Origin of the sequence: Candidatus Pelagibacter ubique HIMB140, assembly GCF_025558165.1 — a bacterium.
GTDB lineage: Bacteria > Pseudomonadota > Alphaproteobacteria > Pelagibacterales > Pelagibacteraceae > Pelagibacter > Pelagibacter ubique_T.
This window is the reverse complement of the sequence record NZ_LAMZ01000001.1, coordinates 249,036-268,808: the sequence shown is the minus strand read 5'-3', so window position 1 is coordinate 268,808 and position 19,773 is coordinate 249,036. Positions and strand designations below refer to the sequence as shown.

Here is a 19,773-nt window from a genome sequence, read left to right as displayed (position 1 = left end):
ATGCTTTTATCAAATTCATTTATTCCGATATTAAAAAATAATCCTTCTGAAGCAAAAATTAAATCTCATCAATTAATGTTAAGAGTTGGTATGATAAAGCAAGCTTCTGCAGGGATATACTCATGGTTACCTTTAGGCTTTAAGGTAATGAAAAAAATAGAACAAATTGTTAGAGAAGAGCAAAATAAGATTGGCGCTCAAGAAATATTAATGCCAACAATTCAATCTAGTGAGATATGGAAAGAAAGTGGTCGATATGATGATTATGGTGAGGAGATGCTTAGAATAACTGATCGTCAAAATAGAGAAATGCTTTATGGACCTACCAATGAAGAACAAGTTACAGAAATTTTTAGATCTTCAATTAAATCTTATAAATCATTACCCCAACTTGTGTACCATATACAATGGAAATTTAGAGACGAAATAAGACCTAGATTTGGAATAATGAGGGGGAGAGAGTTTTATATGAAAGATGCCTATTCATTTGATGTATCAGATGAAGAAGCTTTTTTTTCTTATAATAAATTTTTTCTTTCATATTTAAAAACTTTTAAAAGATTAGACCTAACTGCAATACCTATGGCTGCTGACACAGGTCCAATTGGAGGAAATTTGTCTCATGAATTTATTATCCTAGCAGACACAGGAGAAAGTAAAATTTTTACTGATAAAAGAATTTTTGACTTAAACAGCGATGATACTAAATTAGAAAAATCTTCATTAGAAGAAATGAGAAAAAAATATGAGCAATTTTATGCTGTGACTGATGAAAAGTTTAACAAACATGAATTTGAAAAAATAGTTTCTAAGGAAAATCAATTAATCACAAAAGGTATTGAGGTAGGCCATATATTTTATTTTGGAGACAAATATTCAAAACCTATGAATGCATCAGTAGATTTACCAGGTGGAAAAAAAGATTTTGTTAAAATGGGTTCTTATGGAATTGGTGTATCAAGGTTAGTAGGGGCTATAATAGAGGCAAAATATGATGAAAAAAATGAAATCATGAAATGGCCATTGTCTGTTGCTCCATATCATATTGCATTGATACCGATGATAAATAAAAATGATAATTCAGCACTAGATAAGGCTAATAATATTAATAATGAGTTATTAAAAAATAATATTGACGCTATTATTGATGACACTGATGAAAATTTTTCATCAAAAATTAAAAAAATGAATTTGATTGGGGCTCCATACCAAATTATCATTGGCAAGAAGAGTGAGGGTGATTTACTAGAGTTCATAGAAACAGGTGGTGAAACTCAAAACTTACCTCTAAATAAAATTATAGAAATTATTAATAAACAAAAAAATTCAATTTGATTTCTACTTTAGAAAAAGAAATTACTTTTAGATTTTTAAAAGCTAGAAAAAAAGATGGCTTTTTAAATGTCATTTCAATATTTTCCTTTATTGGAATAAGTCTAGGTGTTGCAGTTCTTATTATTGTTATGTCAGTAATGAATGGTTTTAGAACTGAATTAATCAATAAAATTGTAGGATTTAATTCACACGTAACTGTTAAACCTTATTCAAATTCAATAGATGAAACTAAAATAAATAAAAAGCTAAAGTCAATCTCTAAGAATATTATTTTTAGTAATTCAGGAGAAGCAATTATCCTTAAAAACAATAATACCAAAGGAATAGTGTTACGAGGCTATAAACAAAATGATCTTTTAAATTTAGAGGTACTAACTAATGAAAAATTCAAAGGTGAATTAAATCAATTTGATGAAAATTTCATATCAATTGGAAGTGAATTAAGTTTTTCTCTAGATCTTGAAATAGGAGATGAATTGACTCTAATGTCACCATCTGGTGTTCAAACAATAATTGGCAGTATGCCAAAACAAAAAACTTTTATTGTTAATTCAATTTTTAATAGTGGTTTAGCAGAATTTGATAACAATATTGCATTTATTGAACTTAATGTTTTAGAAGAGTTCTTTGGATACGATCGCAATGAAAGAAATTTAGAAATTTATCTGAAAAATCCAAATAATATTGATTCCCATAAATTAATAGTGAAAGAAGTTTTTGATGATGAGTTTGTTTTTAGTTGGGCAGATATGAATAGCTCATTATTTTCAGCTCTAAAAGTTGAACGGAATGTTATGTTTATTATTTTGTCACTAATAATAATTGTTGCTGCATTTAATATTATTTCAGGATTAACTATTTTAGTAAAAAACAAAACGAGGGATATTGCTATCTTAAAATCAATTGGAGTATTAAATAAATCAATAATTAAAATATTTTTTTTAGTTGGAGTAATAATAGGTACTTCGGCAACAATTTTTGGTATTTTTTTAGGTGTTACTTTTTCTATTTATATTGAAAATTTTAGACAATTTTTAAGCTCAGTTTTCAATATAAGTTTATTTCCTGAAGAAATATATTTTTTAAGCAAGATGCCTTCTGAGATCAATCCGACATCAATTATTCTAATTTCAGTTTGCTCCATAATTATAACTATTTTAGTATCAATTTTTCCAGCTTTTAAAGCGGCTAGATTAGATCCAATTAAATCTTTGAAATATGAGTAAGTATTTAGAATTAAAAAGTATATCTAAAAGCTTTGAGACTGAAAAAAAGATTAAAGTCTTAAAACGTTTGTCACAAAATTTTGAAAAAGGTAAAATTTATTCAATCATGGGCCCTTCTGGTTCAGGTAAATCAACTTTGTTAAATTTAATTTCTTTAATAGACAGACCTTCATCTGGTCAAATTAAGTTTAATCAAAATCAAATTAATTTTAATGACACAGAAGAAAATGATATTTTTAGATCAAAAAAAATTGGTATTGTTTATCAACAAAACAATCTTCTTTCTGATTTTACTGCCATCGAAAATATTTATTTAGCATCACTTGCTAACAATAATGACAAAGAATTAGCAATTACAAAGGCTAAAAAATTATTAAAAAAAATTGGTCTTTCAAATAGATCAAAACACTTTCCTTCACAACTTTCAGGTGGTGAGGCTCAAAGAGTAGCTATAGCAAGAGCTATCATAAATGATCCTGAAATAATCTTGGCAGATGAGCCAACAGGTAGTTTGGATATGAATACAGCAAAAGAAGTTTTTAAACTTTTATATAATCAAAAAAAATCAGATAGATTAATAATATTTGCAACTCACAATAGATTTTTTGCTAATAAGGCAGATTGCCTATTGGAGATGAGAGATGGTATTATACGATCATCAAATGTCTGAATCATTAAATCAAAACTTTAATCATTTAAAAGTTCATACACAATATTCTATATGTGAAGGCGCAGCCAAGATTGATGATTTACAAGAATATTGTAAATCAAACAAAATTAAATCTTTAGGAATAAGTGACACTTCTAATTTATGTGGAGCTTTAGAATTTGCAGAAAAAATTTCTAAATCAGGAACACAGCCAATTATTGGTACTCAAATTAATTTTAAACTAAATGATACAACTGGATTGTTACCTTTATTTGCCTTGAACGAAATAGGTTATAAAAACATTATTGAATTGTCCTCGAATTCATATTTAGAAAATGATGAATTAAGTGACCCTCATGTAAATTTTGATGAATTATTAAAAAATTCTGATGGTGTTTCAGTTTTTTCAGGTACAGTTTTAGGTCTTTTTGGAAAATTATTTGATAAAGGAAAATTTATAGAAATAAACGAAATTTATTCAAAAATTAAAGAAGTTTTTGGAGATAGGTTTTATTTAGAAATTCAACGACACAACGACACTAATGAAAATGGGTTTGAAAAATTTAATCTAAAAAAGTCTATAGAACTAGAGATACCAATAATTGCTACTAATGAAGTTTTTTATTTATCAAAAGATATGCATGAAGCACATGATGCTTTGATTTGTATTGGTAACAAAACCTATATTAATGAAAAAAATAGATTAAAATTAAGCGATCAACATTATTTAAAAACTAACTCTGAAATGACAGAGTTATTTGCTGATATACCAGAGGCATTAGAAAACAATTATAACTTTCCTTTAAGATGTAATTTTAGACCATTATTCTCTAATCCTATATTGCCAAACATTAGTACTGATAAAGATGGTAATGCAGATGATCTTTTAACTAAATATTCTTTAGAAGGACTGCGAGATAAATTTTTAAAAGTTTTTAATGTTAAAGATAGCGAACTTGAAAATGATAAAAATTTTCTCCTTTACAAAGAAAGACTAGATCATGAACTTTCAATAATTATTAAAATGAAATATTCAAGTTATTTTTTAATTGTATCTGATTATATAAAATGGGCTAAAGAAAATGATATACCAGTTGGTCCTGGTAGAGGTTCAGGTGCTGGATCATTGGTTGCTTGGTGTATATCAATTACTGATGTTGACCCAATTAAGTTTAATTTAATTTTTGAGAGATTTTTAAATCCAGACCGAATTTCTATGCCTGATTTTGATATAGATTTTTGTGAGGATAAAAGAGACCTTGTTTTCGAATATTTAACAAAAAAATACAAAGATAGTGTAGCTCACATAATTACTTTTGGTAAACTTAAAGCAAGGATGGTGATCAGAGATGTCGGTAGAGTTATGGGATTACCTTATGGGTTTATTGACAGCATATCAAAAATGATACCTTTTGATCCTTCTAGACCTCAAAACTTAACCCAATGTATAGCTGGAGAGCCAAGATTACAAAAGCTAATTAATGAAGATACTAGAGTAAAAAAATTAACAGAGTTATCATTAAAATTAGAAGGTCTTAATAGAAACGTTGCTACTCATGCAGCAGGAGTTGTGATTGCAGATAAAAAATTAACAGAAGTGGTTCCTTTATATAAAGATACTTCTGCAGATTTACTTTTACCTTCAACACAATTTGATATGTATTCAGCTGAAAATGCTGGTTTAATTAAATTTGATTTTTTAGGGTTAAAGACATTAACGGTAATAAATAACACTCAAAAATTAATTAGAAAAAAAGATAAAAAATTTAATATTGAAGAAATAGATTTTGATGATCAGAAAGTTTTTGATCTATTATCATCTGGTAAAACAGTAGGCTTATTTCAAATTGAAAGTGCTGGAATGAGAGAAGCTTTGCTTCATATGAAGCCAAATCATATTGAAGATATTATTGCACTAGTAGCATTATATAGACCAGGCCCAATGAGCAACATACCAACCTATAACGACTGTAAACATGGAAAGCAAAAACCTGATTACTTACACCCATTATTGGAAGATATTTTAAAACCCACATATGGGGTAATTATTTATCAAGAGCAAGTAATGCAGATTGCTCAAAAACTCTCAGGATTTACTGCGGGTCAAGCCGATCTTTTAAGAAGAGCAATGGGTAAAAAGAAGAGAGCAGAACTAGAGAAACAAAAACAAGGTTTTATTACTGGAGCAGTTAAAAATGGAATTGCTAAAGACGTTGCGGCCGGAATATTTTTAAAAATAGAGCCTTTTGCAGAATATGGTTTTAACAAAAGTCATGCTGCAGCTTATGCAATAATTTCTTATCAAACTGCTTATTTAAAAACTTATTATCCTAAAGAATTTATTGCTGCATCAATGACTATGGATATTTCTAATCAAAATAAATTAAGCGAGTTTTATGAAGAATTAAAAAGACTTAATGTTGAAACAATTAGACCTGATATCAATGAATGTTTTGCTGATTTTAGAACTATTGATGGAAAATTTTATTATGCCTTAGGTGGAATTAAAGCTGTAGGTTATGAGGCAATTTCTAATATTATTGAAGAAAGAGAGTTAAATGGAAAATTTAAGTCTATTAATGACTTTATAAATAGAGTTAATCCAAAAGATATAAATAAATTACAATTAGAGGGATTAGTAAAAGCAGGAGCATTTGATAATTTAAACTCAAATAGACAAGCAATCTTTAACTCAATACCTAATTTAATTTTAAAAAATAAAAATATTTCTGAAAATAAGCTAGCCAATCAAATAGATTTATTTTCTGATAACATTGAAACAGAGGAAGACATTATAGTTAAAATAGAAGATTGGAAATTTGAAGAGCGATTATCAAAAGAATTTGAAGCAGTAGGATTTTTTATATCTGATCATCCATTAAATCAATTTACAGATATTTTTGATGATTACAAAATTAATGATTATACAAAATTTATATCAGATGATAATTCAGAAAATGTTAATGTAGCTGCAACATTACTTAAAGTTCAAGAGAGAAAAACCGCTAAAGGAAATGCGTATGCTGTTTTAAAGTTAACAGATTTAAATAATGTATTTGAAATATTTATTTTTTCAGATTTGTTAGAATTAAATAGAAAAATCTTAAAAGAAGGTAACTCATTAATTTTGACCTTAGTTAAGAATATTTCCAATGATGAAAACCGTTTTAAAAGAATTAATGTTCAAAAAATAGCTTCTTTGAAAGATTTATTTAATAGTCCAATTAATGAAATATCCTTTAATGTTAAATCTATTGAACAAATCCAAGAGATTTCAAAGTTCTTAAATCAAGACGGTAAAACCCAAGTAAAATTTAATCTCTCAACAGAAGATCAAATTTTAAATTTTCAATTAAAAAAACCAATAAATCTTGATAGAAAATCTTTAAATCTTTTAAGAAAACAGCAAATTCAAGCAGAAATTAGCTAAATAAAACTTGTCAATTTTGCTAAATATTTGTAAATAACCATTAAATTAAATTAACACGCACACAGTTGTTGGTTTTATACCTCCGGTCCTTAATTGGAAATTACTGTGGTGGCTTAACCGGGAATAAATATGAAAATACCTAACGTTACAATTCAACAATTATTAGAAGCAGGCGTTCATCTTGGACATAAGACTTTGAGATGGAATCCAAAAATGAAGAAATACATTTTTGGAAAAAGAGATTCAATTCACATTATAGATTTAACACAAACACTTGAGTTAACTAAAGTGGCTTTGGAAAAAGTCTATAATACAATAGCAAATAATGGAAAAATTTTATTTGTATCAACTAAAAAACAAGCATCAGAAGCAATAGCAGAAGTTGCTAAAGAAACAGATCAGTACTTTGTGAACTACAGATGGTTAGGTGGAATGTTAACTAATTGGGGAACAATATCTAATTCAATTAAAAAGTTAAAAAAATTAGAAATTGATTTGACGGCTGAAAACAGAGGTTTCACTAAAAAAGAACTTCTTAAAATGAGCGTTAAAAAAGATAAACTTCAAAGATCATTAGGCGGAATTGCAGAAATGAAGAAAGTACCTGAATTAGTTTTTGTAATTGATACTAATTATGAGTCATTAGCTATAGCCGAGTCTTCAAAATTAGGTATTCCTATAATTGCTATTCTAGATAGCAATTCTAATCCAGATAATATTGATTACCCAATCCCAGGAAATGATGATGCAAGAAGAGCAATAGATCTTTATTGTAATTTAATTAAAGAAACAATTAATAATGCAAAAAGTTCAATCCAATCATCTGAGCCCAAGCAAGAAAAAGCAAAGAATGTTAATGATGATATAAAAAACAAAACTATTCAAGAAATTGATAGAGAAAAATTAGAAAAAAAATTCTCTAACGAAGATAAAGGAAAGTTGAATTAATATGAGTGATATAGAAAAAGTAAAAAAATTAAGAGAAGCAACAGGCGCAGGGTTTAAAGATTGTAATTTAGCAATTAAAGAATCTGGTGGAGATTTAGATAAAGCAATTGAAATTCTTAGAGTTAAAGGAATATCTAAAGCTTCAAAAAAAATGTCTAGAGATGCAAAAGAAGGAGTTGTTGTAGTATCTGGTGACGAAAACAAAACTTCAGTAATTGAAGTAAATTGTGAAACCGATTTTGTTGCAAAAAATGATGACTTTATAAGCTTTGTTAAGGAATTAAGTGAATTAAACAACAAACATAGCTCTAATCAAGAAGAATTAAAAAAAGCAAATATGAAAAATGGGCAAAGTGTAGATGATAATTTGGTAGCTCTAATTGCAAAAATTGGTGAAAAAATTACGATTGGAAAATCAAAAACTATTGAAAATAAAAGTGGAGTAAATAACCATTACCTACATACAGTTGTAAAAGATAATGTAGCAAAATTAGCAGTATTAGTATCTCTTGATACAAGCGATAAATCAGATACAGTTAAATCATTTGGCAAACAATTATCTATGCATATTGCTGCTTCAAATCCTTTGGCATTAGAATCAAATTTAATAGACCAAGCAGTTATAGATAAAGAACAAGAACTTGTTGCTGAAGAATTAAAAAATTCAGGCAAACCTGATGAAATAGCAAAAAAAATTAGCTTTGGGAAAATGAATAAGTTTAAAGAAGAGAATGCTCTTTTAACACAGGCTTGGGTTATGGAACCAAAGAAAAAAGTTCAAGATATAGTTAAAGAACTTTCAATAGCAGATTTAAAAATTAAAGAATTTTTCAGAATAAAAATAGGAGAGTAAATGTTTGATGAAAAATCTTATGGTGTAAAAATGGATAAAGCCATAGATGTGTTTTCTAAAGAGTTATCTTCTTTAAGGACAGGAAGAGCAAATGCAGCAATGCTAGATTTGGTTAAAGTTGACGTCTATGGTCAACAAATGCCAATCAATCAAATTGGAAGTATAACTACTCCTGAGCCTAGAATGATTAATATTCAAGTATGGGATATTAATAATGTTCCGCTTTTAGATGCTGCAATAAAGAAATCTGATTTGGGTTTAAACCCTCAAATAGATGGTCAATTAATTAGACTGCCAATTCCTGAGTTAAACGAGGAACGTAGAGCAGAGTTAAAAAAAATAATTAAATCTATTGGAGAAAAATGCAAGGTTTCTATAAGAAATATCAGAAGAGAAGCTAATGAAGAACTCAAAAAATTACTTAAATCAAAAGATATTGGAGAAGATGACGAAAAATCAAAAGAAAAAACAATACAAGCTATAACTGATGAACATATTATATCAGTAGATGAAAAAGTTTCTTTAAAAGAAAAAGAAATAATGACAATATGAATCACTTAAATCATGTAGCCATTATTATGGATGGCAATGGTAGGTGGGGAATTAAGTATAAAAAATCAAGAAATGCTGGACATAGAGCTGGTTTAGATACAGTTGAAAAAATAATCAAACATTCAATTAAAAAAAAAATTAAATATTTAACACTTTTTGCTTTTTCTACTGAAAATTGGAAGAGACCAAAATCTGAAATAAATTACCTTTTTAAACTTTTAGAGTTTTTTATAAGTGAAAAAATAGATGAACTGAATAAAGAAAATATTAAAATTAAAATTATAGGAAGTAAAAATCTAAATAAGAAAATATTTAAATTGTTGAATTATGCTGAAAAAAAAACTGAAAATAACAATAAAATTCAAGTTAATTTAGCACTGAATTATGGATCAAGAAATGAAATTATAACATCAATAAAAAAAATTATTAAAAACAAAATAAGAGTAAATGAAAAAAATTTTGAAAAATTTTTATTTACTAAAAATATTCCTGATCCAGACATACTTATAAGAACTGGAAACAAAAATAGACTAAGTAATTTTTTATTATGGCAACTTTCTTATTCAGAAATTTTTTTTGAAAAAAAACTATGGCCAGACTTCAATGAAAAAGATTTCGAAATAATAATAAAAAAATTTAAAAGAATTAAGAGAAATTTTGGAAGTATATAATGAGCAATTTAACAAAAAGAATATTGAGTTCTTTTTTTCTTTTACCATTAATTTTTATTGTTATTAATGTAGGTTCGTATTTATTAATACTGTTTACTATAATATGTTTTTTTATTTCTTGTTATGAGTGGAATTTAATTGCAAAAGACAAAATATATAAATTTTTTGGTTATATATATTTTATTCTTTGTTTTTATTTATTTTACCAAACTTCTATTGATAAAGAAAAAATTTTTTTTGTTATATTAGTATGTGCTTCTACAGATATTGGAGGATATGTTTTTGGAAATATATTCAAGGGTCCCAAGTTAACCAAAATTAGTCCTAATAAAACTTATGCTGGTATGTTTGGAGGATATTTAATTTCAATATTGTTAATTTTTTTATTAAAAGATTTTTTTCTGCAATTAAATATTTTTAATGCAAATCTAATATTTTCAACAGTTTTACTCTCAACCGCAAGTCAAATTGGTGATATTTTTGTGTCTTTTTTTAAACGCAAATCTAACATTAAAAATTCAGGCAATTTAATACCAGGTCATGGAGGAATACTTGATAGAATAGACGGTATCCTGTTTGCTTTACCTACTTTCTATTTACTAAATTTAATAAATTTTTAATTTAATGAAAAAAAAAATTGCAATATTAGGTTCTACAGGTTCAATAGGAAAATATTTACTTAAAATAGTTGCTAAAGAAAAACAAAATTTTCAAATTCAACTTTTAACAGCAAATAAAAATTATAAAGAATTGCTAAAACAAACACAAAAATTTAATGTAAAAAATGTAATTATAACAGATCCTGTAAGTAATAAAAATTTTAGAAAAGAAAATAAAAATAAAGTGATTAAAATATTTGATGATTTTGATTGTTTCTCAAAAATATTTAAAAACAAAATAGATTACACAATGTCCTCTATTGTTGGTTTGGCTGGTTTATATCCTACTTTGAATATCATCGAGTATACAAATACTATTGCAATCGCAAATAAAGAGTCAATTATTTGTGGATGGAATCTTATTAATAAAAAATTATTAAAATATAAAACTAAATTTATTCCAGTTGACTCAGAACATTTTTCTATTTGGTATGCTTTAAAAGAAAACAAAAATTTGATTGATAAGATTTTTTTAACTGCATCAGGTGGACCCTTTTTAAATTTACACATAAAAAATTTTAAAAAAATAAAAATTAATGATGCTCTAAAACATCCAAATTGGAAAATGGGTAAAAAAATTTCAATTGACTCTGCAACAATGATGAACAAAGTTTTTGAAGTTATTGAAGCAAAAAAAGTATTTAATATTAGTTATAAAAAACTATCAATATTTATAAATCCCAACTCATATTTGCATGCAATTGTAGAATTTAAAAATGGCATAATAGAATTAATTGCTCATAATACAAATATGATGATACCAATTTATAATTCTTTATTTGACACAAAAAAGAAATTAAATTTTAGTAATAAACAGATTCAAATCACTAAGTTAAATAAATTGGATTTGAGAAAAGTAAATTTTATAAAATTTCCATCGGTCAAAATTTTAAAAAAAATGCCAAATAAGAACTCACTATTCGAAACAATTTTAGTTACAGCAAATGATGAGTTAGTAAATCAATTTTTAAATAAAAAAATTAAATTTAATCAAATTATATCTAAACTAACTAAGATTTTAGATAATAAAAAGTTCAGTAAATACAAACACATTTCTCCACAAAATATCAAGGAAATATTAAAATTAAATCATTATGTTCGTTTAAAAATACGGTCAAACGATATATAAACTCCAGTTTATGCTTAAAAAATTATTAATTATTAATCTTATTTATATCAATATATTTTCATTTAGCGTCTTTGCGGATGTTGTTAATGAAATTAAAGTTAAAGGTAACAATCGTATACCTGATAGTACAATCATAATGTTCTCAGGTGTAAAATTGAATCAAGATATGACAGATTATCAATTAAATGAAGTTATAAAAAATCTTTATAATACAAATTTTTTTGAAAACATTTCTATTAAGATTGAAAATAATCTTTTAAACATAACAGTAAAAGAGTTTCCATTAATTGAGAATATTAATATTGATGGAATAAAAGCAAAAAAATACCTTCAAGCAATTGAAAAAAACTATCAATTAAAACCAAGAAGTGCTTTTAATAAAATATTATTACCAGATGAGATTAAAAGAATTAAAACAATTCTAAAAGATTTTGGATTTTTTTTTGCTGAAGTAACTCCCTATATTGAAAAACTTGACAACAACAACGTTGATTTAACATATAAAATAGATTTAGGGAAAAGAGCCAAAATTACCAAAATATCATTTATAGGAAACAAAGTTTTCAAAGATAAAAAATTAAGAGATGTAATTGTGAGTGAAGAGTCTAAATTTTGGAAATTTATATCCAATAAAAAATTTTTAAATGAAGAATTGATTGAATTTGATAAGCGTTTATTAAAAAACTTTTTTCTAAATAAAGGATATTACAATATTGTAGTTAATTCCTCTTTTGCCAAATTAATCAATGATGACGATTTTGAACTTATTTACAATATTAACGCAGGTGATAAAGTTTATTTTAATGATTTGGATATCATTTTACCTACGGATTTTGACAAGGAAAACTACAAATCTCTTTTCGACTTATTACTTGATTTAAAGGGTCAACCTTACTCAATTTTGGATATTGAAAATATCTTAGATGAAATTGATTTAATTACAATAAATGAGGAGTTTCAGAGCATCAAGGCTACTTTAGAAGAAAATTTAGAAGTAAATCAACTTAATATCAATTTTAAAATTGAACAAGTTGCAAGAAACAATCTTGAACGAATAAATATATTTGGAAACAATATTACTAGAGAAAACGTTATAAGAAATTATTTAGAAATTGATGAAGGCGGAAACTATAATGAGATACTTTTAAATAAATCTGTAAACAATTTAAAAAGCTTAAATTTCTTTAAAACTGTAAACTCTGAAGTTGTCGATGGTTCAGAAAAAGACTCAAAAATTGTAAATATAAGTGTTGAAGAAAAACCAACTGGCGAGATTTCTGCCGGGGCTGGTTTAGGAACATCAGGAGGTACGATTGCTGTAGGAATTAAAGAAAATAATTATTTAGGTAAAGGGTTGTCTTTAGATGCCAATGCCTCTGTTACTGCAGATACATTTAAGGGACAATTCAGTGTAACAAATCCTAAATTTAATAATACAGACAAATCAGTTTTCTTTAATATTCAAGCACTAGAAATAGACAGACTAAAAAAGAGCGGTTATAAAACTAATAAAACAGGCTTTGAAGTTGGTACAGATTTCGAACAATTTGAAGATTTTAATTTTGGAATTTCTACAAGATCTTTTTATGAAAAAATTGAAACTAATTCTACTGCATCAGCAAGACAAAAAAAGCAAACAGGTGATTATTGGGACACCTTTGTAAAATTTGACTTTTTTTTGGATAAACGAAACCAAAAATTTAAAACTACAGATGGGTATTATTCAAAATATGATATTGATTTACCATTAATAAGCGAAAATAATACTTTAACGAATACATATGATTACAAAATCTTTTCTGAATTATATGAAGATAATGTTTCATCATTTTCTGTAATGTTAAAAAGTGCAAACTCTATAACTGGAGATGATATCAAGTTAACAGAGAGATTACTTGTACCTTCTAAAAGATTGAGAGGATTTGAAAGTGGAAAAGTTGGTCCCAAAGATGGAAATGACTTTATTGGAGGTAATTTTGTATCAACAGTGAACTTTAATACAACATTGCCCCAATTATTTACTAACATTCAAAACCTAGACGCAGTTTTATTTATAGATGCTGCAAATATTTGGGGTGTTGATTATGACTCTTCTATAAATGATGGAAGTAAAATTAGAAGCGCTATAGGTTTAGGCGTTGATTGGTACACTGTACTTGGACCTTTGACATTTTCTTTAACCGAGGTAATTACTAAAGAGGACACTGATATTGAGGAAACATTTAGGTTCAACATTGGAACAACTTTTTAATGCTTAAAAATTTAAAATTTTTATTTTTTAGTTTAATTTTTCTTTTCATTACGGCAAATAGTTTTGCTAATAATAAAATTGCAATCATAGATTTAGATTACTTGATACAAAATTCAAATTCGGGAAAATTAATTTTAGATAATCTTAATAAATTAGATAAACAAAATATTGAACTATTAAAAAAAAAAAGTGAAGAATTGGCTAAACTTGAAAATGAAACTAAAAATAAACAAAAAATAATTTCTAAAGAAGCTTATAATAAAGAAATTTTATTATTAAGAAATAAAATTGATGATTTTAGAAAAGAAAAAAATTTATTAGTAAATAAATTCAGTGAATATAGAGATAAAGAGTTATCAAATTTTTTTAATAAAATTTCACCAATTATTAAAAATTATATGGATGAGAACTCTATAGGTATTTTGTTAGACAAAAAAAAAATATTTATGGGCAACTCTAATGTTGACATAACTAATGAAATATTAATTATTATAAATTCAGAAACAAACTAAAATATGGATAAGTTAGATAAGAAACAAATAATTGATCTCTTACCTCATAGAGAGCCAATGTTATTAATTGATGAGTTGCATGATATAGTAAAACTAACCTCAGCAACAGCTATATTGAATGTAAAAAAAGATAGTTTTTTCGTGCAGGGACATTTTCCTGGACAACCAGTCATGCCAGGAGTGTTAATTGTTGAGTCATTTGGTCAAGCTGCCGCTGCATTAACAGCTCATGGTTTAGATAGATCAACTTATGAAAATAAACTTGTATTTTTAATGGGAGTAGAAAAAGCTAGGTTTAGAAATCCTGTTATACCTGACTGTAAATTAATATTAAAAATCGAGGCCATAAGATCTCATGGTAGAGTTTGGAAATACAAAGGTGAAGCTTTTGTTAATGAGGTTAAAATGGCTGATGCAATTTGGTCAGCTACAATTGTAGACAAGAAATAAATAGCAATAAATATTGATAACTTTAACATAGTTGCTCTGTTAAAAGCAAATATGTCAAATCCTTTCTTTAAAAATAGAGGACCTTTTTTAATTGGAGATATTTTAAATTTTCTAGACATTAAAAATGTATCTGTGGAATCAGATACTAAAGTAAAAGATATAAAGGATTTATACAGTTCAAATAATTCTGACATTACATTTTTACATTCAAAAAAATATAAAGAATTAGCTAAACTGACAAAGGCCTCTTATTGCATTACCACAGATTCTTTGAAAGATGAACTTCCTAAATCTTGTATCCCTCTAGCTGTTGAAAATGTATTAGTGAGTGTGTCTAAGATTACTTCAATGTTTTATCCAGATGCTATCAATGATGATTTTGATGATAGTGCAATTGATATTCAAGAAACATATTTTAAAGATAAAGTAGTTTCTGGTAAGAATGTATTGATTGGAAAAAATGTATCATTAGGTACAAATTGTAAGATTGGTCATAATACAATAATTGAAAAAAATGTTTCTATCGGAGACAATTGCTCAATAGGTTCCAATACAATAATAAGAAATTCACTAATAAGTAATAACGTAAAAGTTTTAGATAATTGCGTTGTTGGAAAGCATGGTTTTGGTTTCTTTCCAAATAAAAATAAAAATTTAAGATATCCGCATATTGGTATTGTAATTATTGAGGAAAATTGTGAAATAGGTTGTGGATCGACTATCGATAGAGGTTCGATGTCGAATACTGTTATTGGCAAAAATACATATTTGGATAATCAAATACATATAGCTCATAATGTTAAAGTAGGAGAAAATTCTATTATAGCTGGTCAGGTAGGAATTGCTGGTAGCTCAATTATTGGTTCAAATGTAAAAATAGGTGGCCAAGCAGGAATTTCTGGACATATTAAAATTGGCAATAATGTAGAAATAGGAGGTGGCTCTGGTGTAATAAAAAATATTCCCGACAATACAAAAGTAATGGGTTATCCAGCAAAAAATATAAGAGATTTTTTAAGAGGTAATAAATGATACACAAAACTGCAATTATTGATTCAAATGCTAAAATCTCTAAAAATGTAAAAATAGGACCTTATTCTATAATTGGCCCTGATGTAGAAATTGGAGAAGGTTCTGTTGTACAATCTCATGTTAATATCACCGGCAATACAAGTATAGGTAAAAATAATCAAATTTATCCATTTGCATCAATAGGAAATGATCCACAAGATTTAAAATTTAAAGGTGAAAAAACATTATTAGAGATAGGTGATAACAATAAAATAAGAGAGTATGTAACCATTAATCCAGGCACCGAAGGCGGTGGTGGCAAAACTATAGTCGGCAATAATTGTCTTTTTATGGTTTCCTCTCATATTGCTCATGACTGTATAGTTGGTGATAATGTTATTTTAGCAAATAATGTTCCGTTGGGGGGTCATGCTCATGTAGATGATAATGCCATAATTGGTGGCAATTCAGCTGTACAACAATTTACTAGAGTTGGTAAATTTGCAATGATAGGCGGTATGTGTGGTGTAGTAAGAGACGTGATACCATATGGTATAGCGCATGGAAACAGAAGTAAATTGCAAGGATTAAATTTAATTGGTTTGAGAAGAAAAAATATTCCAAATAAAGAAATATTATCCCTTAGTGAAGCTTATAAAACAATATTTAAGAATGAGAATTTGACAGAAAATTTGAGTAGTTTATCAAATGATTTACGAAAAAATGAATTAGTTTCCGAGGTAGTTAATTTTATAGAAAAAGATAAAAAAAGACCAATTTGCACACCTTTTTCAAAATAAAATGATTGGTTTGTTTTTAGGTGATACAGATTTTCCTGAAATAGTTTTAAATAAAATAAAAAAATTAAAAAAAGAATATTTTGTTATCGATTTTTCAAAAAATAATAAATTTCTTAAAGATAAAAACTCTTACAGAATAAGTATTGGAAAATTTGGACAAATAATAAATTTAATTAAAGAGAAAAATTGTAAAAAAGTATTATTTGCTGGCAAAATAGCTAAACCTAATTTTACTTCTCTTAGATTAGATTTAAAAGGTATTTACTATATGCCAAGTGTAATTAGAGCTTCCAAAGTTGGTGATGCTGCGATTATCAAATCAATAATTAATATCCTTGCAAATGAGGGTATAAAAGTAATTAGTTCTATTTACTTTAATCCAGAACTATCTCTTAAAAAAGGAAACTATACGAAAACTAAGCCTAACAAGAAGGATAACAGCTCAATTGAAAAAGCTAAAAATTATTTTAATAAAATTAATAGCTTAGACCATATACAGGCTTTAGTTGTCAAAGATGAAAAAATAATTGCAAAAGAGGGAAGGCAAGGGACAAAAAAAATGCTTTCAAAAGTAAAGAAAAATTCACAAGGCATATTAATAAAATTACCTAAAAATAAACAAGATTTAAGAATGGATTTACCAACTATCGGTTTGCAAACTTTAAAAGATATTAAAAAATATGGATTAAAGGGTCTCGTTTTAAAATCTAAAAAGAATATTTTCCTCGATAAGAAAGAAGTATTAAATTTTGCAAATAAGAACAAAATTTTTGTTAAAGTTATATGAAAAAAATCTTTGTATTAACAGGCGAACCATCAGGAGACAAACTTGCATCAACTATAATTTCAAGATTAAAATTAGAAAATTCTGAAATTGAATATTTATCTGTTGGAGGTACTCACTTAAAGAATCAGGGAATTAAATCTATTTATGATTTGAAGGAAATTACATACTTAGGTTTTACAAGTGTATTACTTAATATTTTTAGAATTAAATCAAAAATAAATAAAACTGTAGAAGAAATAGTAAAATTTAACCCTGATATATTGCTAAGTGTAGATAGTCCTGATTTTACTTTACGAGTAGCAGAAAAGGTTAAAAAAATAAACAGCAACATTAAAACAATTCATTATGTAGCACCTCAAGTATGGGTATGGCGAAAGAATAGAGTTAAAAAAATTAAAAAATTTATTGATCACATTCTTTTGTTATTTGAATTCGAAAAAAAATACTTTGATGAAGAAAATATTAATAATACTTTTGTTGGACATCCTCTGATAGAAAGAAATCAAAACAACAAAACAAATATTGACAATATTTTACCTAAAAATAAAAAAATAATATCTATATTTCCTGGTAGCAGAAATTTTGAAATTAATGTTTTGCTACCTATATTATTGGATTTTATTAAATTAATGAACAATAAACATAATGAATATTTTTTTTATATTCATGCAACCGAAGAAAATAAAAGTTTAATTTTAGAATATGTAAAAAAATATAACTTTGACAATATTGATATCGTTTTTGAAGAAAATATTAAATCTGAAATTTTGTCTAAATCTATTTTTGCTGTTTCTAAATCTGGAACGGTTTCATTGCAAATTTGTAATTTTAATGTTCCATCAATTATTGTTTATAAACTTAGTTTTATTAATTTTATGATTTTTAAAATGTTAGTTAATGTAAAATTTGCAAATATTATAAACATAATTAATAATCGAGAGGTAATTCCTGAATTACTTCAAAAAGAATGTAACGCAGATGAAATATATAGGTCTGTTATTTATTTTCTTAAAAATCCCGAGTTGATGAAAAAACAAGTAAGTGACTCCTCTAAAACTTTAGAGGGTATCAGGTCTAAAACTTCATCTGCTGGTGAGGCAAGTTCAATCTTAATTAATTATCTTTCTTAACCTTTTTTCAACATCTGCTTTACCTAAAGATATAACAATATCATATAGACCTGGACCAAATTTAGATCCTGTTAGAGCTACTCTTAACGGTTGACCTACACCTTTGAAATTTGTTTCATGTTTTTTTATCAAGTTGTTAACTATTGGTTCTAAATTATCTCTAGTTAAACTTTCTAAGTTTTTAATTTCATCTTGAAATTCATTAATTATTTTTTTTGATTTATCGTCAATTAGTTTTAAATCATTTTCATTAAAATTAACTTCATCGTTAATAATATATTTTGCATTATTAAATATTTCTTCCAGTGTTTTTGCTTTGTTTTTTAAAAATACTAAAGATGATTTTATTTTTGTTGCTTTTTCTGTATCAATTTTATCTTTATATTCTTCACAATATCTAAAAAGATGATCGTAAAGATCATTTTCATCAATATTTTTGATATAATGTTCATTCATTGATAAAATACGGCTCATATCTAATTTTGATGGTGATTTACCAATACCCTCTAAGTTAAAAAATTTAATACTTTCCTCTAAAGTAAATATTTCTTTGTCTTGATATGACCATCCTAGTCTTAGTAAATAATTCCTTAAAGCATCAGGCATAATTCCAATTTTTGAATAGTCATCTAATGTTGAAGCATTATCTCTCTTAGATAATTTTTTACCTTCTATTGTGTGAATTAAAGGTATGTGGGCAAACAGTGGTACATCCCATTTCATTACTTCATAAATTTGAATTTGTTTGAAGGTATTTATTTTATGGTCATCTCCCCTAATTATGTGTGTCATTCCCATTTCATGATCATCTACAGTTGCTGATAAATTATAAGTTGGAGTTCCATCATTTCTTAATATTACAAAATCTTCAATTGTGCTGTTTTCTATTTCAACATCACCTTGAACCAAATCTTTAAGAATTGAACTTCCTTCAATTTTACTTTTAAATCTAATTACAGGTTTAATTTCTTTAGGAGCATCCTTTTCTTCTGCATCCCTCCATTTTCTGTTGTAAATATAAGGTATCTTTTTTTGTCTAGCCCTTTTTTTTTGCTCTTCTATCTCTTCAGGTGAACAGTAACATTTATAAGCAAATCCATTTTTTAATAATTCGTGTACAATTTTTACATGATCATCAATTTTTGTTGACTGAATATATTCTTCACCATCATGTTTTATTCCTAACCAATTTAAGGATTTAATTATTTGTATTTTGTGTTCTTCTTTCGATCTTTCTTTGTCAGTATCTTCAATTCTTAAATGAAAAGTCCCTTTTTGATTTTTTGAATATAACCAATTAAACAATGCAGTTCTAACACCACCAATATGAAGAGCCCCAGTAGGAGAGGGAGCAAAACGAGTTGCTACTTTTGACATCAG

The 19,773-nt window shown here is 26.4% G+C and carries 18 protein-coding genes; 17 read left to right on the top strand and 1 reads right to left on the bottom strand.

Annotated elements, in window-relative coordinates; translation table 11 throughout:
• The 17 genes from proS (at position 1) to lpxB (ending at position 18,393) form a co-directional block, all read left to right on the top strand.
• Complete coding sequence (proS, locus tag VP90_RS01555) at positions 1-1,335, top strand: proline--tRNA ligase (RefSeq protein ID WP_262589296.1); 1,335 nt, start codon at positions 1-3, stop codon at positions 1,333-1,335.
• The gene (locus VP90_RS01550; RefSeq protein WP_262589295.1) at positions 1,332-2,561 is read left to right on the top strand and encodes a lipoprotein-releasing ABC transporter permease subunit; all 1,230 of its coding nucleotides are present in this window, start codon (positions 1,332-1,334) and stop codon (positions 2,559-2,561) included. The genes proS and VP90_RS01550 overlap by 4 nt, the downstream gene beginning before the upstream one ends.
• Complete coding sequence (locus VP90_RS01545) at positions 2,554-3,231, top strand: ABC transporter ATP-binding protein (protein ID WP_262589293.1); 678 nt, start codon at positions 2,554-2,556, stop codon at positions 3,229-3,231. The genes VP90_RS01550 and VP90_RS01545 overlap by 8 nt, the downstream gene beginning before the upstream one ends.
• Positions 3,224-6,640 (top strand): DNA polymerase III subunit alpha, encoded by a 3,417-nt coding sequence (dnaE, locus tag VP90_RS01540; protein WP_262589292.1) that lies wholly within the window; start codon positions 3,224-3,226, stop codon positions 6,638-6,640. The genes VP90_RS01545 and dnaE overlap by 8 nt, the downstream gene beginning before the upstream one ends.
• Positions 6,641-6,769: 129 nt before the next feature.
• Positions 6,770-7,588, top strand: a complete 819-nt coding sequence (rpsB, locus tag VP90_RS01535; protein ID WP_262589291.1) for a 30S ribosomal protein S2 — start codon at positions 6,770-6,772, stop codon at positions 7,586-7,588.
• Between the two features lies 1 nt (position 7,589).
• A complete protein-coding gene (gene tsf / locus VP90_RS01530) occupies positions 7,590-8,441 on the top strand; it encodes a translation elongation factor Ts (protein WP_262589290.1) in 852 nt (283 codons plus the stop codon).
• Positions 8,442-8,993, top strand: a complete 552-nt coding sequence (gene frr, locus VP90_RS01525) for a ribosome recycling factor (protein ID WP_262589289.1) — start codon at positions 8,442-8,444, stop codon at positions 8,991-8,993.
• Entirely contained in the window at positions 8,990-9,664 is a 675-nt protein-coding gene (uppS, locus tag VP90_RS01520; RefSeq protein WP_262589288.1) for a polyprenyl diphosphate synthase, read from the top strand. Before frr ends, uppS begins: the two co-directional genes overlap by 4 nt.
• Positions 9,664-10,284: a phosphatidate cytidylyltransferase gene (locus tag VP90_RS01515; protein ID WP_262589287.1), complete on the top strand. Its 621-nt coding sequence runs from the start codon at positions 9,664-9,666 to the stop codon at positions 10,282-10,284. Before uppS ends, VP90_RS01515 begins: the two co-directional genes overlap by 1 nt.
• A gap of 4 nt (positions 10,285-10,288) precedes the next feature.
• Positions 10,289-11,452: a 1-deoxy-D-xylulose-5-phosphate reductoisomerase gene (locus VP90_RS01510; RefSeq protein ID WP_262589286.1), complete on the top strand. Its 1,164-nt coding sequence runs from the start codon at positions 10,289-10,291 to the stop codon at positions 11,450-11,452.
• Between the two features lie 10 nt (positions 11,453-11,462).
• Positions 11,463-13,703, top strand: coding sequence for an outer membrane protein assembly factor BamA (gene bamA, locus VP90_RS01505; RefSeq protein WP_262589285.1), 2,241 nt, complete (start codon positions 11,463-11,465; stop codon positions 13,701-13,703).
• Complete coding sequence (locus VP90_RS01500) at positions 13,703-14,215, top strand: OmpH family outer membrane protein (protein WP_262589284.1); 513 nt, start codon at positions 13,703-13,705, stop codon at positions 14,213-14,215. The genes bamA and VP90_RS01500 overlap by 1 nt, the downstream gene beginning before the upstream one ends.
• A gap of 3 nt (positions 14,216-14,218) precedes the next feature.
• Positions 14,219-14,665, top strand: a complete 447-nt coding sequence (gene fabZ, locus VP90_RS01495) for a 3-hydroxyacyl-ACP dehydratase FabZ (RefSeq protein WP_262589283.1) — start codon at positions 14,219-14,221, stop codon at positions 14,663-14,665.
• 51 nt (positions 14,666-14,716) lie between these two features.
• Positions 14,717-15,697: a UDP-3-O-(3-hydroxymyristoyl)glucosamine N-acyltransferase gene (lpxD, locus tag VP90_RS01490; RefSeq protein ID WP_262589282.1), complete on the top strand. Its 981-nt coding sequence runs from the start codon at positions 14,717-14,719 to the stop codon at positions 15,695-15,697.
• Positions 15,694-16,476 carry an acyl-ACP--UDP-N-acetylglucosamine O-acyltransferase gene (gene lpxA, locus VP90_RS01485; RefSeq protein ID WP_262589281.1) on the top strand — a complete coding sequence of 261 codons (783 nt, stop codon included), beginning with the start codon at positions 15,694-15,696 and terminating at the stop codon, positions 16,474-16,476. Before lpxD ends, lpxA begins: the two co-directional genes overlap by 4 nt.
• 1 nt (position 16,477) lies before the next feature.
• On the top strand, positions 16,478-17,263 hold the full coding sequence (locus VP90_RS01480; protein WP_262589280.1) for an LpxI family protein: 786 nt from the start codon (positions 16,478-16,480) through the stop codon (positions 17,261-17,263).
• Positions 17,260-18,393, top strand: coding sequence for a lipid-A-disaccharide synthase (gene lpxB, locus VP90_RS01475; RefSeq protein WP_262589279.1), 1,134 nt, complete (start codon positions 17,260-17,262; stop codon positions 18,391-18,393). Before VP90_RS01480 ends, lpxB begins: the two co-directional genes overlap by 4 nt.
• Here lpxB and gltX read toward each other — a convergent pair.
• Positions 18,373-19,770: a glutamate--tRNA ligase gene (gene gltX / locus VP90_RS01470; protein WP_262589278.1), complete on the bottom strand. Its 1,398-nt coding sequence runs from the start codon at positions 19,768-19,770 to the stop codon at positions 18,373-18,375. The two genes, lpxB and gltX, sit on opposite strands and share 21 nt — an antisense overlap.
• Between the last annotated feature and the right edge of the window lie 3 nt (positions 19,771-19,773).

Bases quoted from the DNA above. Each gene is read 5' to 3' on its own strand.
- proS (WP_262589296.1), top strand. From the start codon at position 1: ATGCTTTTATCAAATTCATTTATTCCGATATTAAAAAATAATCCTTCT.
- VP90_RS01545 (WP_262589293.1), top strand. From the start codon at position 2,554: ATGAGTAAGTATTTAGAATTAAAAAGTATATCTAAAAGCTTTGAGACT.
- dnaE (WP_262589292.1), top strand. From the start codon at position 3,224: ATGTCTGAATCATTAAATCAAAACTTTAATCATTTAAAAGTTCATACA.
- rpsB (WP_262589291.1), top strand. From the start codon at position 6,770: ATGAAAATACCTAACGTTACAATTCAACAATTATTAGAAGCAGGCGTT.
- tsf (WP_262589290.1), top strand. From the start codon at position 7,590: ATGAGTGATATAGAAAAAGTAAAAAAATTAAGAGAAGCAACAGGCGCA.
- frr (WP_262589289.1), top strand. From the start codon at position 8,442: ATGTTTGATGAAAAATCTTATGGTGTAAAAATGGATAAAGCCATAGAT.
- uppS (WP_262589288.1), top strand. From the start codon at position 8,990: ATGAATCACTTAAATCATGTAGCCATTATTATGGATGGCAATGGTAGG.
- VP90_RS01515 (WP_262589287.1), top strand. From the start codon at position 9,664: ATGAGCAATTTAACAAAAAGAATATTGAGTTCTTTTTTTCTTTTACCA.
- VP90_RS01510 (WP_262589286.1), top strand. From the start codon at position 10,289: ATGAAAAAAAAAATTGCAATATTAGGTTCTACAGGTTCAATAGGAAAA.
- bamA (WP_262589285.1), top strand. From the start codon at position 11,463: ATGCTTAAAAAATTATTAATTATTAATCTTATTTATATCAATATATTT.
- VP90_RS01500 (WP_262589284.1), top strand. From the start codon at position 13,703: ATGCTTAAAAATTTAAAATTTTTATTTTTTAGTTTAATTTTTCTTTTC.
- fabZ (WP_262589283.1), top strand. From the start codon at position 14,219: ATGGATAAGTTAGATAAGAAACAAATAATTGATCTCTTACCTCATAGA.
- lpxD (WP_262589282.1), top strand. From the start codon at position 14,717: ATGTCAAATCCTTTCTTTAAAAATAGAGGACCTTTTTTAATTGGAGAT.
- lpxA (WP_262589281.1), top strand. From the start codon at position 15,694: ATGATACACAAAACTGCAATTATTGATTCAAATGCTAAAATCTCTAAA.
- VP90_RS01480 (WP_262589280.1), top strand. From the start codon at position 16,478: ATGATTGGTTTGTTTTTAGGTGATACAGATTTTCCTGAAATAGTTTTA.
- lpxB (WP_262589279.1), top strand. From the start codon at position 17,260: ATGAAAAAAATCTTTGTATTAACAGGCGAACCATCAGGAGACAAACTT.
- gltX (WP_262589278.1), bottom strand. From the start codon at position 19,770: ATGTCAAAAGTAGCAACTCGTTTTGCTCCCTCTCCTACTGGGGCTCTT.